Below are 12,621 nucleotides of genomic sequence, written 5' to 3'. Positions count from 1 at the left end.
CGGGCCGGTCGAAGACACCGGGTGCGGCCGGTGCCGAAGCCGAATTCGCGGTCTGGGCAACAGAAGAGCGATGTCGAGTGGGTGTGACGGCAGAGTGGTCGGCAACGACGGACACAGTCGGTCTCTTTCGGTCAGGGGATGGGAGCAGATGCAGCGGCTACCCGGATGTCTTGTCCGTCACAGGGTGTCGTGCACGACGCAGACCGGTCAACCGGCATCGCTCGGACCGTGCAGATTGCGTGATGCGGTCGGTATCGGCCCGGCGGGGATGGTCGGGGTGCTCAGCGGCGGCCGTCGTCGGCGAGCTGTTCGAGCAACGGCTTGGTTCGGTACTGAATCAGCTCGGACATGGCAATCGACATGTTCGTCCGCTCGACGCCAGGAATGTCGAGGATCAGGCCGGCTATGCGGTACAGGTCGTCGGCGTCGACCGCCGCAATGCGGATGTGCATGTCCGCGGCACCGGACAGACCGAACACCTCGAGTACTTCGGGGATCGTGCGGAGGTGCTCGGTGACCGCTGCCAACGTGTGCTGATTGACCTGAGCGGTCACGAAGGCCTGCAACGGACGTCCCAGCGACTTCGGCGGAATACGGTGATCGATGGGGGTCAGAGACCCCTTGTCGTCCCACCGCCCGAGGCGTGCCTGGACGGTGTTGCGGGACAGGCCCAACGTGGTGGCGAGTTCGACGCCGGTGGCTCGAGGCTTGGCGCAGAGGGCGAGGAGGAGTCGGGCGTCGGTCTTGTCGAGATCGGTCATTGCGCACTTCCTGTAGCTCGGTCGTTACCCGATATTGTGCACACTGCGTAATTCTGAAGTCATCACTTGTGCACGCTGGGCGTCGGTGGTGTCCTTGTGAAGGACATCACATCACGACGGAGAGTGCCACGGACATGAACACCACCTCGCTGATACAGCTGATCAAGGAATCCGGAACGGTGGTCCGCAACGAGACGTATTCACCTCTGGTCGCGGACATCGACACGGCTGCGATGAAGGAGATCTATCGCGATCTCGTGGTCGTCCGACGCATCGACGCCGAGGCCACCGCGCTGCAGCGGCAAGGCGAGTTGGGGCTGTGGGCTCCGTTGCTCGGACAGGAAGCGGCGCAGGTCGGCTCGGCCCGCGCACTCGACTCCGAGGACTTCGTGTTCGCCAGCTACCGCGAGCACGGGGTGGCTTACTGCCGCGGAGTCGATCCCACTCGGATGCTCCGTTTCTGGCGGGGATCGACCCTGTCGGGATGGGACCCGTACGAATATCGAATGACGACGCCGGCGATCATCGTCGGTTCGCAGGGCCTGCACGCGACCGGATACGCGATTGGCATGCAGCTCGAGGGTGCCGACGGCGCGGCCATCACCTACTTCGGAGACGGAGCGACCAGCCAGGGCGATATCTCGGAGGCTCTCGGGTTCGCGGCCAGTTTCCATGCACCGGTGGTGTTCTTCTGCCAGAACAACCAGTGGGCGATCTCCGAACCGGTCACCGTGCAGACCAAGTCCACGATCGCGGCACGCGGTGAGGGATTCGGCATCCCATCGGTACGGGTCGACGGAAACGATGTCCTCGCGGTGCTGGCCGTGACCAGAGCAGCGCTCGCTCGCGCCCGTGAGGGCAGCGGCCCCACACTCATCGAAGCCGTCACCTACCGCATGGGGCCGCACACCACGTCCGACGATCCGACGAGGTATCGATCCGGGGCCATGGACGACGAGTGGCGTGCCAAGGATCCGATCGACCGAATCGAGAAGCTGCTCAGACGAATCGGCGTGTTCGACGACGAGTTCGTGGCCTTGGTCCAGCGGACGGCGGACGACGTCGCTGCCGATCTGCGACGCGGATGCCTCGAGACCGTCGAACCCGCGGCGATGACGGTGTTCGACAACGTCTACGCCGACCCACACTCTCTGCTCGACGACGAGCGGGCCCAATTCGCCTCCTACCAAGCTGGATTCGAAGGAGTCACGTCATGACCACCCTGGAACGGCCCACCAGCCTGCCGCTCGGCAAAGCCATCAATGCCGGCCTGCGTCGCGCTATGGAGAACGACCCCAAGGTGTTGCTGATGGGCGAGGACATCGGCAAGCTCGGTGGCGTCTTCCGCATCACCGACGGCCTGCAGAAGGACTTCGGACCCGGCCGAGTACTGGACATGCCGCTGGCCGAATCGGGCATCATCGGTACCGCTGTGGGCCTGGCGATGCGCGGATTCCGTCCCGTGTGCGAGATCCAGTTCGACGGCTTCATCTACCCGGCGTTCGATCAGATCGTGTCGCAGGTGGCGAAACTGCACTACCGCACGAGCGGAAATGTCAAGATCCCGATGACCATCCGAGTGCCCTACGGCGGCGGAATCGGTGCAGTGGAACATCATTCGGAATCACCGGAGGGTTACTTCGCCCAGACCGCCGGACTGCGCGTGGTGACCTGCAGCAACGCCGCCGATGGCTACTCGATGATCCAGCAGGCCATTGCCAGCGACGATCCCGTGCTGTTCTTCGAACCCAAACGTCGATACTGGGAGAAGAGTCCGATCGACCTCGGTGTCGACGATCTCGACACCGCCTTACCGCTGCACCGGGCGCGGGTGGTCACCGAGGGCACCGACATCACACTGGTGGCCTACGGACCGTTGGTCTCCACTGCCCGTAAGGCAGCCGAAGTTGCGGCACACGAGGGTATCTCGATCGAGGTCATCGATCTGCGGTCGCTCTCGCCGATCGACTTCGAGACCGTCGAAGCGTCGGTGCGCAAGACCGGGCGGCTCGTCGTCACACACGAGGCACCGGTCTTCATGGGCCTCGGCTCGGAGATAGCCGCTCGCATCTCCGAGCGGTGTTTCTACAACCTCGAAGCTCCGGTGCTACGGGTCGGTGGATTCGGAACGCCGTACCCGGCGTCGAAGCTCGAGAAGTTCTATCTTCCCGACGTCGACCGGATCCTCGACGCAGTGGACCGCTGCCGTTCCCACTGAGCTGCCGTTCCCCCCCGATCACATCCTCCGCCGATACCGACCGAACAGGATTCGACGATGTCCACCATCAAGAGTTTTCCGCTGCCCGACCTGGGGGAGGGCCTCACCGAGGCCGACCTGTTGACCTGGCTCGTCGCGGTCGGTGACACCATCGAACTCAACCAGAACATCGCCGAGGTCGAGACGGCCAAGGCGGCGGTCGAGTTGCCTTCCCCGTTCGCCGGTGTGGTTGCTGCCCTGCATGTTTCCGAGGGCGACACGGTGGAGGTGGGAGTGCCGATCATCGACATCAGAGTCGGCGGTGAGGACGAACCGGTTGTTTCCGATCCACAGCAGTCCGTTTCCCCGATTCAGACCACGTCGTCCGGGGAGGACGAGGACGAGCGCGTCCCGGTGCTCGTGGGTTACGGCGTCGCGAAGGAAGGCTCGAGCCGACGCGGTGGCCGCGTCGACCCACCCGCGGCGTCCGCGCCGAACGAGCAGAATGGAAAGCCGCTTGCGGCCCCACCGGTACGAAAGATGGCCAAGGACAACGGCATCGAATTGAACGAGCTGCCCGCGAGTGGACGCCACGGCGACGTCACCCGTCAGGACGTGGAGTCGTACCTGCAGGGCGGGACGGCTGGGCAGACTGATACCGATGCGCAGAGTGACACCGAAGTGCAGCTCGAGACCGAGGCGCAGCAGTCGGTATCCGGGCGGACCGGTCGGGAGGAGCGCACTCCGATCAAGGGTGTACGCAAGCACACCGCCGAGGCCATGGTGCGAAGTGCGTTCACTGCACCTCACGTCACCGAATTCGTGACCGTCGACGTGACCGAGACGCTCGAACTCCTCGAGTCGCTGCGGTCCTCCACACATTTCCGGGACGTGCGTCTGACGCCGTTGGCTCTGGTGTCCAAAGCCGTTCTCGTCGCGCTGAAATCGAATCCGTCGCTGAACTCGAGCTGGGACGAGGCTGCGCAGGAGATCGTGACCAAGTACTACGTCAACCTCGGCATCGCGGCGGCGACACCCCGCGGATTGATGGTTCCCAACATCAAGAACGCTCACGAACTCTCTCTGGTGGACATCGCGCGTGCCCTGGCCGACCTGACGCGTATCGCGAAGGAGGGCAAGAGCAGTCCGGCCGATCTGGCCGACGGCACCATCACCATCACCAACGTGGGGGTGTTCGGAGTCGACGCAGGCACGCCGATCCTCAACCCGGGCGAGGCTGCCATCCTGTGCTTCGGGTCCATCCGTCGAACGCCGTGGGAACACAACGGCGAGATCGCTTTACGGTCGGTGACGACACTGTCGCTCTCGTTCGATCATCGACTGGTCGACGGCCAACAGGGGTCGGAATTCCTCGCCCTCGTCGGTCGTCTGCTGACTCACCCGATCGATCTGATCGCGCTCGGCTGACCGCGACGGCGCGGTGTGAATGCCGCCGGGGTTCAGTGCACCGGTTGCGCCGACACGGCCTCGTCTCGATCACTGCTTGCCTGTGCTCGGATGAAGAACGACGCAGCCACCGCGACCAGTGACACCGCCCCACCGCACAGGAATGCGGTGTGGATGCCTGCCTCGGAACCACCCACCTGCGTTGCCCCGTCGGAGATTCGGGCTGCTGCGGTGTTCGACATGACGGTGACGAACAACGCGGTTCCAGCGGCTCCGGCCAGCTGCTGCACGGTGTTGAAGATTGCGCTGCCGTGCGAGTACAGGCGGGTGGGAAGGGATCCGAGCGAGGAGGTCATCAGCGGAGTCATGATGAGCGCGAGCCCCGCCGAGAGCAGCATGTGGATACCGACGACCAGCGGTAGTGCCGACTGTGCGTCCAGCACCGTCATCGACCACAACGCGGCGCTCACCACCATGGCTCCGGGAATGACCAACGGGCGCGGCCCGATTCGGTCGAAGATGCGGCCGACGAAGGGGGCGAGCAGACCCATCAGCAATCCGCCGGGCAGGAGCATCAGGCCGGTTGCGAGGGTGTCGAGTCCGCGCACGTTCTGCAGATACATCGGCAGGAGGATCAGAGCACCGAACAGGGCCATCATCGAGATCGCGATCATGCCGAGTCCGATGCTGAAGGTGGGGGTGCGGAACGGACGCATGTCCAGCAGCGCGCCGCCGCGTTCCTGGCGGGCGATCTGCCGCAGCACGAAGACGACGAGTGCGATCACTCCCACCACCAACGGCAACCAGACCGGTACGACGGACTCCTCGGCAGAATGGCCGAGGCTGCTCAGGCCGTAGACGATGCCGCCGAACGCCAAGGCGGACAACACGACCGACGTGGGATCGAACGAAGGCTGTCCCGTCTCGGTCACGTTCTTCACCAGTGTGGTTCCGATGCCGAACGCGACGAGCGCGATGGGAAGCACCAGCCAGAACATCCAACGCCAATTCAGCGAGTCGAGAATGACTCCGGAGATGGTGGGGCCGACGGCAGGTGCGACGGCGATGACGATGGAGATCACACCCATCATCGCGCCGCGCTTGTGGGCCGGGACGACGGTGAGCACTGTGGTCATGAGCAGCGGCAGCATGATCGCCGTCCCGCTGGCCTGCGTGATGCGGCCGAGCAGAAGCAGCTCGAAACCGGGTGCCGAGGCCGCGAGCAGGGTGCCGACGGTGAACAGGGTCATCGCTGTCACGAACACCTGACGCAGCGTGAAGCGTTGGAACAGGTAGCCGGTGACGGGAATGACCACCGCCATGGTCAGTAGGAATCCGGTGGTGAGCCACTGGGCCGTCGTTGCCGTGATCTCGAGGTCGACCATCAGGGTCGGGAGCGCCACGCTCATGATCGTCTCGTTGAGGATCATGACGAAGGCCGCGATGACCAATATGCCGATCAGTAGCTTGCTGCCCGGCGCGAGTTGCTCGTCGGGGGTGCGGTCGGTCTCGGGTGAACTCATGTGTCTACAAACTTTCGCGTATGGGATCGAAGCGTGCAATCGTATGTAGATAGCTTCAATCATTATGACAGTGACTGTCAACTTGACGATTGCTGGTAAGTTGACAGCGGATGACGACCGCAGTCGACGGATGGACGAGGATGAGCGAACGAGTGCCGGACCTGCGAGAGCGACGTCGCCGAGACACTCGGCTCGAGATCACTCGCGCCGCACTCGAGCTGTTCGAGAAGCAGGGCTGCGCCGCGACCACGGTGGACGAGATCGCGCGCCGAGCGGGGGTGTCGCCCAGTACGTTCTTTCGCAGCTTCGCCTCGAAGGAGGAGTCCGTTCTCGGCATCGACCCTGATTTCGAGGTCGACTTCGACCAGTGGCTCGCCGCTACCGCGCCCGAGCACATCACGCTGCCTGGAATCGAAGCGTTGTACGAGCAGTCAGTCGAGCGACTGTCGACAGCGCCCGAGGAGGAACGCGACCGACTCCTACGCACTCGGCGACTGATCGGTATCGACGCGCATCTGCGGGCCGCAGCCTTCGCGGCCGACGCGATGACACTGTGCCGCGTCACCGATGCGGTGACCGAGCGTCTCGGTGACCACGAATCACGTTCGTATGCACGACTGTTGGTCGAAGGTGCCGGTATGGCCCTGCGTATCGCCTTCGACGACTGGGCGGTACGGATCGACGGCGGGCAGGATGCCGACCTGCTGGACATCTACCGGACGACAGTGCGCGATCTGCGACGCGTCGTCGCCGGCTGAGGTCTCACGTCGTGAGTGGAACTTCGTAGCCCAGGTCGAGTTTCCGCGCAAGTGGCGCGCAGCGCCTCTAGCCGAGGCGGCGGGGCGACAGATCCGCTTCGAGAAGGCCGCGCTCGGCCACATCTGCCGGAACCGGTTCTCCGCGAACGACGGCCGCGCCCACCAAGGCCAGCGCCGCGCACGTCTGGATTCCGTAGCCGCCCTGCCCGGCGCACCAGAAGAAGCCCTCGAGCTCGTGGTCGAACCCGACCACCGGGGTGCGATCGGGAACGAAGCTACGCAGTCCGGCCCAGGACGAACGAACGTGTCGCGCAGTCAGGGTGGTCACCTCGCCGATGTCGTCGAACGCCCGCGCAATCTCCAACTCGTCCGGACGGGCATCGCTCGGTTCGACCGCCGTCTCGTCGGCCGGCGAGCACAACAGTTGTGCGCCTTCGGGTTTGATGTAAAACTTCTCGTCGATGTCGCTCAGTGTCGCCAGATTCTTTGTGTCGAGATCGTCGGGTGCGGCGACCATGAAGACCGACCTGCGCTTGGGAACCAAGCCGATGTGGCGGGCCCCCGCCATCGCACCGACGACATCCGCCCAGGCCCCTGCCGCGTTCACGACCAGTGGAGCCCGATGAGTCGACCCGTCCGAGGTGCGTACGTGCCACAGACCGTTCAGGCGCTCGAGTTCGGTCACCGAGGCCTTGGTGTGGATCCGACCGCCCCGCTGTCGCAGACCTCCGACGAAGCCCTGATGCAGAGCATGGACGTCGACCTCCATCGAATGCGGTTCGTACAGAGCGCAATCGATCAGCTCGGGCCGTAGCGGTGGGAAGAATGTGCATGCGTCGGTGGGGGAGATCAGCTGCGCGTCGGGAGTGAGGCGACTGACGTCGGTGTACATCGCTTCGAGGGCATCGCCGCGTCCCGTGGCCGCGAATTGCAACAGTGGACGCGGAGTGAGCAAATCCGACCGGAAGCAGTCGGGTGGGTTCACCAGAAAGTCTCGGCTGGCGGTCGTCAAGGCGCGAATCGTGCTGTTGCCGTATGTCTCCAGAAACAGAGCCGCGGATCGACCGGTGGTGTGGAACGCCAGCGTGGACTCACGCTCGAGCAGCGTGACACGGCGGTCGGCGGCGAGTTCGTACGCGAGTGAGACACCGCCGATGCCGCCGCCGATGACAACGACGTCCGAGAGGGCGGGCTGTTCGGTGGCGCTCATGGATGTCTCCTGTTCGGCTTCGGCGTGAACCACTGCGCTCCGGGGCCGACTGCTTCGTCGAAGATCAGCCACGTCCGCGTCGAGAGTATCCCGTCCAGCCCTTGCAACTTGTCGAGTACCAGGTGTCGCAACGCCGAGTTGTCCGGAGCGCGCACGAGGACCAAGGCGTCGAAGTCGCCGCCCATCAAGCTGACGTGCTCGACGAAGGGGAACGTGCTGAGGTCGTCGGCGACAGTCCGCCAGGAATCTTGCCGAATCGACAGTGCGACATACGCAGATGCGCCGAATCCGGCTTTCTCGTACGCGATACGGGCGGTGAAACCCTCGATCACACCTTCGTCGACGAGTCGGTCGACGCGAACGTAGGCATGTGCGCGGGAAATGTGGGTGGCCTCGGCGAGGGCCCTCATGGACATGCGCCCGTCTCGGCTCAGTTCGGTGACTATCCGTCGGTCGACGTCGTCGAGTTCGTATTCGGTCTCGCTCGGTGCCATACGTCCACTCCAGACCGATCGCGATGGAAGCTCGTGGACGAATAGTCACACAGCGAGCTCCAGTATGCCATCGGTCTGCAATCCGGTTCGTGATTTGATACTCGGTCCATTTCGACACAGTCTGTGTAGAACGCATCGACGACGAACGAGCGCAGGAGGGGACCCCATGGCCATGACCGACACGCTCGAGCACGTCACGACCTCGGTCGCACGACGCGTTCGCGAGGGACACGAGGCGGACTTCGTCGAATGGACCGACCGGGGCATCGACCTGGTGCGAACCTTCCCGGGCTTTCTCGGCGGAGGCTGGCTGCGCAGCTCGGCCGAATCCAGTGACTATCACGTGGTGTATCGATTCGAGACGCACGACCATCTCGAGGCGTGGTTGCGTTCGGAGGCGAGGCGCGATTGGCTCGGCCGTGGCCGACCGATAGCGGACGACGTTGTGACACATCGGCTTTCCGGCGTGGAGGGATGGTTCGAGCCACAGTCGAACCTGACCGACGCCGTGCGCGTCGTGGGCGGTCCGCCGCCGCGGTGGAAGCAGGCCGTGTCCATCGGTGTTGCGTTCTATGCCGTCAGCCTGTTGGTGAACCTCGTGATCACCCCACATCTGACCCACCTGAACGTGGCCCTGAGGACTGCGGTCGTAGTGATGATGTGCACTCCGCTGATGGTGTACGTGGTGATGCCGTTCGTCACCGCACGACTGCGAAAGTGGCTCGTACCGCGCGGTTGACGGCCACGGCCCTGCTCGTTGCGAGCCGAGCGGTACCCTCTGCGTCATGCGAATCGGACAGACCGCCCCGGATTTCGAGCTGCCCGATCATTCCGGTGAACGTCGTGCGCTCACCGAGCTCACGGCGTCGGGGCCGGTGGTCCTGTTCTTCTATCCGGCTGCGAACAGTCCGATCTGCACGGCCGAGGCGTGCCATTTTCGGGATCTGGGAGCGGAGTTCGGCAGGTTCGGTGCGCAGCGAGTGGGGATCAGCACCGATACCCGAGACAAGAACCAACATTTCGCGCTGCAGAGGTCGTTCGACTTCCCGTTGCTCTCGGATTCCGACGGTGCGGTGGCCGAACAGTTCGGAGTGCGGCGCGGCGGGTGGTTCGCCCGTAGGCGTCGACTTCGGGATTTCGAGCGCGGCCACTCGAACGTGGCTCGTCGCAGTTATCTACGGCAGTTGTTGTCCGTGAAGCGGACGACGTTCGTGATCGATCGGCACCGTACGGTGCGGATGGTGGTGCAGAGCGAGCGCGGTCACGTACATGCGACCAAGGCGCTGGAGTACCTGCGGTATCTGTCGTGAGGGTCAGTCGTTGGCACCGCTGAAAAGGGCCGTGTAGACGGCGGGCTTGGTCGCTTCGGCCGAGGCATCGGTCGATGCGTCGTCGGGATGGCTGAAGAGCGCCTCGTTCTTGTCTTTGTGTTCCATTCCCCGAGCATGCACCTCATCGGTCGCAATAGCCACTTGCCGCGCGGAACGACCGCGCTCGGCCGGTCGCGTTCGGTGGAATACTGCCCGGGTGTCCGATGAAACGTTGTTCGAAGCTCTGCGGCGTGAGCCCGATGCCGAGGCACCCAATCTGCATGCGGTCGACGCGGCAGATCGTCTGCTGCTCGATACCGTCGACGAACTGGGGGTCGACCGCACGGCACCGATTGCTGTGATCGGCGATCGCTACGGCGCTCTGACTCTGGGTGCGGCGGCCCTGGGGTTCACCGACGTGCGAGTGCACCAGGACGCTGTTACCGGCGTACGCGCTCTGGAGCTGAACGCGGCGCGTGTGTCGATGGTCGGCACGTACACCCACCACGGGCTGGGTGCGGAACTGCTCGACGGCGTCGGCACCGTGTTGATGCAGTTGCCGCGAGGTCTGGCCGAGCTCACCGAGATCGCCGAGCACATCGCGGCGCATGCTCTCCAGAACGTCGTCGTCCTGGCCGGCGGCCGAGACAAACACATGACGCCTGCGATGAACGACATCCTCGGGCGGTCGTTCGAGACCGTCACGGCGGGTCGGGGACGGCAGAAGGCGCGGGTACTGACCGCGACCGGGGCAGTGGCGTCGGAGATGACGTATCCGGTCGACAAACGAATCGACGACCTCGGCCTGACGGTCGTGGCCCACGGCGCGGTCTTCGCCGGGGCGGGCCTCGATATCGGGACGAGGTTTCTACTGGGGTTCGTGCCGAAGATGGCACCTCGCGCAACCAACGCCGTCGATCTGGGGTGCGGCAGTGGAATCCTCGCGACCGAATTGGCTCGAACCAGGCCCGGTCTCCAGGTGATCGCGACGGACCGATCGGCCGCGGCCATCGCGTCGGCCGCTGCCACCGCCGAAGCGAACGGGACCACGATCTCGGTGTTGGCCGACGACGCGATGTCGACGTTCGAGTCCCGGTCGGTCGATCTGATCGTCTGCAACCCGCCGTTCCACGAGGGCGCTGCGGTACACACAGGCGGGGCAGGCAAGTTGTTCGAGGCCGCCGGACGCGTGCTGCGGCCGGGCGGACAGCTGTGGACGGTGTTCAACACGCACCTGAACTATCGTCGGGCTCTCGCCGACGCCGTCGGGCCCACCGATCCGATGGGACGCAACACCAAGTTCACCGTCACTCGCTCGGTGCGCCCGAGCGAGTAACGGTGAAGACCAGATGCGAGAGCGTCAGGTGACGGGGCCGCCGTCTTCCGGGGTGCCGTCGATCTGGCCCCTGTCGCGCCCACGATCCTCGACGAGAGTCCCTTCGACGATCTCGGCCTGACGCTGGCCTTCCGCGTAATCGATGTCGGGATCCTCGTCGGACTCCTCGATGACGTGGTCGACCAGTTCTTCGGTCAGTTCGTCGTCCGGGGTCTCGGTGATCGGGCGGTCGAGATCCTCCTCGACGGCGATGTCGGGTTCTTCTTCGCTGAGCTTGAGGTCGAGGCTCTCGCCCTCGGCTGCTTCACGGGCGGTGGTGCCGAAACTGTTGGCTTCGCTCCAGTGGTCCGGGGGATCGACCACGGTGTCGCCGTCGTCGTTGCGCACCTCGTCGGAGTCGAGGCTTTCGCTTTGGTCCAAGGTCTGGTCGGGTCCGTCTTCGATTGCCATTTCCTCATAGTGCCCGTTTCGATTCGGTGTCACACACGCGGTCGTGGCTGCCTGTCGAGGGGCGACCCGGTAGAGTCCGTTTTGTCCGACGTAGAGGTTCTCGTCACGGGAACTTTTGTCCGGATGTCGAACGTTCTACTGATGACCGACGGGGAGATCCCCGGTGGGGATCAGAACTTACGAAGGGAAGAGACACGGTGCGCACCTCCAGCAACCCGGTGTTCCGCAACCTGCCCAAGCAGCAGGGCGGCGGATACGCCACATTCGGATCTGCGACGGCTGGAGCCTCGCAGGCCGCAACGTTCGGCCAGCATCCCGGAACACAGGCCGACCCGTACACCACGCAGCCCGCTCAGCGGGCCATGACGATCGACGACGTGGTCACCAAGACCGGCATCACCCTCGGTGTGCTCAGCGTCACGGCGATCATCTCGTACTTCCTGGTCTCGGGTAATCCGGGCTTGGCCATCCCCTTCGTGATCGGCGGCGGCCTCATCGGCTTCGGCTTGGTCATGTTCGCGACGTTCGGTCGCAAGATGGACAACAAGGCAATCGTGCTTGCCTACGCCGCGGCGGAAGGTGTGTTCCTCGGCGCGCTGTCGCTGATGTTCACCGACGTCTCGTTCGGCGGAGTCGGCGGATCGGCACTGATCGGCCAGGCCATCCTCGGCACGTTCGGCGTGTTCTTCGGCATGCTGATCGTCTACAAGACCGGCGCTATTCGCGTCACGCCGCGTCTGACTCGCATGATCGTCGGTGCCCTCATCGGTGTCGTCGTGCTCATGCTCGGCAACCTCGTCGCCAGCTTCTTCATGGACGGTGGATTCGGGCTGCGTGACGGTGGACCCATTGCCATCATCTTCAGCCTCGTCTGCATCGGCATTGCGGCGTTCAGCTTCCTGCTGGACTTCGACCAGGCCGATCAGCTGATCCGCGCACAGGCTCCGGAGAAGGCAGCCTGGGGCGTCGCGCTCGGCCTGACCATCACGTTGGTCTGGCTGTACGTCGAAATCCTGCGTCTGCTGAGCTACTTCCAGAACGACTAGTACTCACGCAAAAAGCCCCGCCCTCCGATTGGCGGATTCTAGGGGTCCTCGCAACACCTGATGGTCAGATGCCTGTCAGTAGATCACGTAAACGCTCGGCTGGAGTTTTCCAGCCGAGCGTTTTGCGTG

14 protein-coding genes are annotated in these 12,621 nt (G+C 64.3%); 8 read left to right on the top strand and 6 right to left on the bottom strand.

What is annotated here, in order from left to right; genetic code table 11:
- Positions 1-281 precede the first annotated feature (281 nt).
- Complete coding sequence (locus CH266_RS03285; RefSeq protein WP_027496234.1) at positions 282-761, bottom strand: Lrp/AsnC family transcriptional regulator; 480 nt, start codon at positions 759-761, stop codon at positions 282-284.
- 134 nt (positions 762-895) lie between these two features.
- Between CH266_RS03285 and pdhA the strand changes: the two genes are divergently transcribed.
- Genes pdhA through CH266_RS03270 form a run of 3 tightly spaced genes read left to right on the top strand, consistent with a single transcriptional unit; the run spans position 896 to position 4,386 of the window.
- Positions 896-1,978, top strand: a complete 1,083-nt coding sequence (pdhA, locus tag CH266_RS03280; RefSeq protein ID WP_094714707.1) for a pyruvate dehydrogenase (acetyl-transferring) E1 component subunit alpha — start codon at positions 896-898, stop codon at positions 1,976-1,978.
- Complete coding sequence (locus CH266_RS03275; RefSeq protein WP_094714706.1) at positions 1,975-2,979, top strand: alpha-ketoacid dehydrogenase subunit beta; 1,005 nt, start codon at positions 1,975-1,977, stop codon at positions 2,977-2,979. The genes pdhA and CH266_RS03275 overlap by 4 nt, the downstream gene beginning before the upstream one ends.
- Before the next feature lie 57 nt (positions 2,980-3,036).
- Positions 3,037-4,386 (top strand): dihydrolipoamide acetyltransferase family protein, encoded by a 1,350-nt coding sequence (locus CH266_RS03270; protein ID WP_094714705.1) that lies wholly within the window; start codon positions 3,037-3,039, stop codon positions 4,384-4,386.
- A gap of 32 nt (positions 4,387-4,418) precedes the next feature.
- Here the strand turns inward: CH266_RS03270 and CH266_RS03265 are convergent, their stop codons facing one another.
- Positions 4,419-5,888, bottom strand: coding sequence for an MDR family MFS transporter (locus CH266_RS03265; RefSeq protein WP_037219199.1), 1,470 nt, complete (start codon positions 5,886-5,888; stop codon positions 4,419-4,421).
- 110 nt (positions 5,889-5,998) lie between these two features.
- Between CH266_RS03265 and CH266_RS03260 the strand changes: the two genes are divergently transcribed.
- Positions 5,999-6,646 (top strand): TetR/AcrR family transcriptional regulator, encoded by a 648-nt coding sequence (locus CH266_RS03260; protein WP_051365083.1) that lies wholly within the window; start codon positions 5,999-6,001, stop codon positions 6,644-6,646.
- Between the two features lie 67 nt (positions 6,647-6,713).
- Here the strand turns inward: CH266_RS03260 and CH266_RS03255 are convergent, their stop codons facing one another.
- Positions 6,714-7,856, bottom strand: a complete 1,143-nt coding sequence (locus CH266_RS03255; RefSeq protein WP_094714723.1) for an NAD(P)/FAD-dependent oxidoreductase — start codon at positions 7,854-7,856, stop codon at positions 6,714-6,716.
- Positions 7,853-8,350 carry an Lrp/AsnC family transcriptional regulator gene (locus CH266_RS03250; protein ID WP_032383525.1) on the bottom strand — a complete coding sequence of 166 codons (498 nt, stop codon included), beginning with the start codon at positions 8,348-8,350 and terminating at the stop codon, positions 7,853-7,855. Before CH266_RS03250 ends, CH266_RS03255 begins: the two co-directional genes overlap by 4 nt.
- Positions 8,351-8,522: 172 nt before the next feature.
- On the opposite strand from CH266_RS03250, the gene CH266_RS03245 reads away from it, so the two are divergent.
- Positions 8,523-9,089 (top strand): antibiotic biosynthesis monooxygenase, encoded by a 567-nt coding sequence (locus CH266_RS03245; RefSeq protein WP_032366526.1) that lies wholly within the window; start codon positions 8,523-8,525, stop codon positions 9,087-9,089.
- Positions 9,090-9,135: 46 nt separating this feature from the next.
- Complete coding sequence (locus CH266_RS03240) at positions 9,136-9,660, top strand: peroxiredoxin (RefSeq protein WP_027496242.1); 525 nt, start codon at positions 9,136-9,138, stop codon at positions 9,658-9,660.
- Positions 9,661-9,663: 3 nt separating this feature from the next.
- On the opposite strand, the gene CH266_RS25740 is transcribed toward CH266_RS03240, so the two are convergent.
- On the bottom strand, positions 9,664-9,786 hold the full coding sequence (locus tag CH266_RS25740; RefSeq protein WP_255032376.1) for a hypothetical protein: 123 nt from the start codon (positions 9,784-9,786) through the stop codon (positions 9,664-9,666).
- Positions 9,787-9,877: 91 nt separating this feature from the next.
- Here CH266_RS25740 and CH266_RS03235 point away from each other — a divergent pair, with 91 nt between their 5' ends.
- Positions 9,878-10,996 carry a class I SAM-dependent methyltransferase gene (locus CH266_RS03235; protein ID WP_094714704.1) on the top strand — a complete coding sequence of 373 codons (1,119 nt, stop codon included), beginning with the start codon at positions 9,878-9,880 and terminating at the stop codon, positions 10,994-10,996.
- 24 nt (positions 10,997-11,020) lie between these two features.
- Here the strand turns inward: CH266_RS03235 and CH266_RS03230 are convergent, their stop codons facing one another.
- Positions 11,021-11,446 carry a hypothetical protein gene (locus CH266_RS03230; protein ID WP_027496244.1) on the bottom strand — a complete coding sequence of 142 codons (426 nt, stop codon included), beginning with the start codon at positions 11,444-11,446 and terminating at the stop codon, positions 11,021-11,023.
- Between the two features lie 197 nt (positions 11,447-11,643).
- Here CH266_RS03230 and CH266_RS03225 point away from each other — a divergent pair, with 197 nt between their 5' ends.
- A complete protein-coding gene (locus CH266_RS03225) occupies positions 11,644-12,492 on the top strand; it encodes a Bax inhibitor-1/YccA family protein (RefSeq protein WP_027496245.1) in 849 nt (282 codons plus the stop codon).
- Positions 12,493-12,621: the final 129 nt, after the last annotated feature.

The organism is Rhodococcus sp. 06-1474-1B, assembly GCF_002258885.1.
GTDB classification, from domain to species: domain Bacteria; phylum Actinomycetota; class Actinomycetes; order Mycobacteriales; family Mycobacteriaceae; genus Rhodococcoides; species Rhodococcoides fascians.
This window is presented reverse-complemented; position numbering and strand designations above follow the sequence as displayed.

What these genes read in the sequence shown, in the direction of transcription:
- CH266_RS03285 (WP_027496234.1), bottom strand. Translation starts at nt 761, where the DNA reads ATGACCGATCTCGACAAGACCGACGCCCGACTCCTCCTCGCCCTCTGC.
- pdhA (WP_094714707.1), top strand. Translation starts at nt 896, where the DNA reads ATGAACACCACCTCGCTGATACAGCTGATCAAGGAATCCGGAACGGTG.
- CH266_RS03275 (WP_094714706.1), top strand. Translation starts at nt 1,975, where the DNA reads ATGACCACCCTGGAACGGCCCACCAGCCTGCCGCTCGGCAAAGCCATC.
- CH266_RS03270 (WP_094714705.1), top strand. Translation starts at nt 3,037, where the DNA reads ATGTCCACCATCAAGAGTTTTCCGCTGCCCGACCTGGGGGAGGGCCTC.
- CH266_RS03265 (WP_037219199.1), bottom strand. Translation starts at nt 5,888, where the DNA reads ATGAGTTCACCCGAGACCGACCGCACCCCCGACGAGCAACTCGCGCCG.
- CH266_RS03260 (WP_051365083.1), top strand. Translation starts at nt 5,999, where the DNA reads ATGACGACCGCAGTCGACGGATGGACGAGGATGAGCGAACGAGTGCCG.
- CH266_RS03255 (WP_094714723.1), bottom strand. Translation starts at nt 7,856, where the DNA reads ATGAGCGCCACCGAACAGCCCGCCCTCTCGGACGTCGTTGTCATCGGC.
- CH266_RS03250 (WP_032383525.1), bottom strand. Translation starts at nt 8,350, where the DNA reads ATGGCACCGAGCGAGACCGAATACGAACTCGACGACGTCGACCGACGG.
- CH266_RS03245 (WP_032366526.1), top strand. Translation starts at nt 8,523, where the DNA reads ATGACCGACACGCTCGAGCACGTCACGACCTCGGTCGCACGACGCGTT.
- CH266_RS03240 (WP_027496242.1), top strand. Translation starts at nt 9,136, where the DNA reads ATGCGAATCGGACAGACCGCCCCGGATTTCGAGCTGCCCGATCATTCC.
- CH266_RS25740 (WP_255032376.1), bottom strand. Translation starts at nt 9,786, where the DNA reads ATGGAACACAAAGACAAGAACGAGGCGCTCTTCAGCCATCCCGACGAC.
- CH266_RS03230 (WP_027496244.1), bottom strand. Translation starts at nt 11,446, where the DNA reads ATGGCAATCGAAGACGGACCCGACCAGACCTTGGACCAAAGCGAAAGC.